The organism is Saccharothrix sabaoui, from assembly GCF_051756985.1.
GTDB lineage: Bacteria > Actinomycetota > Actinomycetes > Mycobacteriales > Pseudonocardiaceae > Actinosynnema.
Genome location: NZ_JBPKJK010000328.1, coordinates 1 through 1,522 on the forward strand (window position 1 = coordinate 1; position 1,522 = coordinate 1,522).

Consider the following 1,522-nt stretch of genomic DNA (forward strand, 5'->3'; position numbering starts at 1 on the left):
AAGAGCGTGGCGGTGATGTCGGGGTTGCCGATCGCGAGGATCGCGGTGGCGCCGGAAGGGGACTTGGAGCAGTCGACCAGCAGGCACACCAGCCGGTCGACCACGGTGTGGGCGTCCTCGCCGGTCATCTCGGCAGCGGCGCCGGGTGCCCACCGCCCGCGATGGTGACGGCGAGCCCGTCGCCGTCGCGTTCGAGCAGGCCGAAGACCACCGTGCAGAACTGCGGGGACCCGGGCCGGCGTTGGTGCAGCATGACCGTGTCGAGGGTGGTCAGCACCGCCACGGGGTCGGCGTCGTTCACGGCGGCGTCGTTCACGGCGGCGGCGCACAGGGCGTCGGCGCACAGGGCATAGCGGGCCAGCGAGGTCGGCACGGCGGCCTCTGGCCCTTTGCCGCAGACGTCGCCCGGGAAGAACCCCCACCGGTCGCCACCCAGCGGAAACACGTCGTAGAAGTCCCCGCCGACCTGGTCGCTGGACGCGACCTGGTAGTGGGCGGCGAGTTCGGCGCCGTCGATCGCGGGCAGCTCATCGGGCAGCAGGGTGCTGGTCAGGCGCTCCAGCCGTTCCCGCTCCTGCTCGGCCTTGCGCTTGGCGGCCGGCAGCTCCCGCTCGTACGCGCGCCGCTCCCGGGGCCGAACACGGTGATGCGGACCAGCAGCGGCTGCGCCTCCCCGCCCGTCTTGGCCCTCGCGTTCACCAGGGCGGGCAGCCACGGCCGTCGGCGGCCACCAGGTCGAGGGCGAGCTCGCGCGCCTCGCCGTGCATCCGCAGCATCGGCGCGTAGTGCATCCCGTGGTAGGGCCTGCCGCCACCGGTCAGCAGGTCGGTGAAGCGCCGGATCCCCACCGGGTTCTCGCGCCGGTACCCGAGCCAGCCCAGCAGGGTGGCGTTGACCTTGGCGATCTCGCCGTCCACGAGGGCCGACAGGTAGCCGCATGGCGCGTTGTCGTACAACTCCTCGACGTCGTCCTCCAACAGGGAGGAGAACACCACCTGCGCATCACGGATGGTCGGGTCGCCGTCCTCACCGGGCTCGTCGTCATCATCCAGACCGGTCCCGGCGGCACACATCACGTCCGTGCGCTCCCCGGCCTGGCCAGGAACTCCCGGATGGCGCCGGTCGTCTCCCCCGGCGCACTCAGGTTGGGGCAGTGCCCGGTCGCGTTGAGCACCACCAGCTCGCTACCGGGGATGCTCCGGTGCACGAACTCTCCCACCGCCTGGGCGGCGATGACGTCGTCGCGGCACTGGAGCACCAAGGTCGGCACGCCCACCTGGGTCAGGTCGGCTCGGTTGTCCGACAGGAACGTCACGCGCGCGAAGTGCCGCGCGATGTCCGGGTCGGTGCGGCAGAAGCTCTCGGTCAACTCCCGGCCCAGCTCGGGGCGCTCCGGGTTGCCCATGATGGCCGGCGCCATCGCGGCCGACCAGCCCAGGTAGTTGCTGTCCAGGGAGTCCAGCAGCTCGTCGATGTCCTCGGCGGTGAACCCGCCGCGGTAGTCGCCGTCGTCCACGTAGCG

At 71.9% G+C, this 1,522-nt stretch carries 3 protein-coding genes; all 3 read right to left on the reverse strand.

The features are described from left to right. Positions 1-124 precede the first annotated feature (124 nt). Positions 125-715, reverse strand: coding sequence for a PP2C family protein-serine/threonine phosphatase (locus tag ACR807_RS41635; RefSeq protein ID WP_438927067.1), 591 nt, complete (start codon positions 713-715; stop codon positions 125-127). After that, positions 696-995: a PAS domain-containing protein gene (locus ACR807_RS41640; RefSeq protein ID WP_438927068.1), complete on the reverse strand. Its 300-nt coding sequence runs from the start codon at positions 993-995 to the stop codon at positions 696-698. Before ACR807_RS41640 ends, ACR807_RS41635 begins: the two co-directional genes overlap by 20 nt. Before the next feature lie 77 nt (positions 996-1,072). Then, positions 1,073-1,522: alpha/beta fold hydrolase (locus ACR807_RS41645; protein ID WP_438927069.1), on the reverse strand; the 450-nt coding region annotated here is incomplete at its 5' end.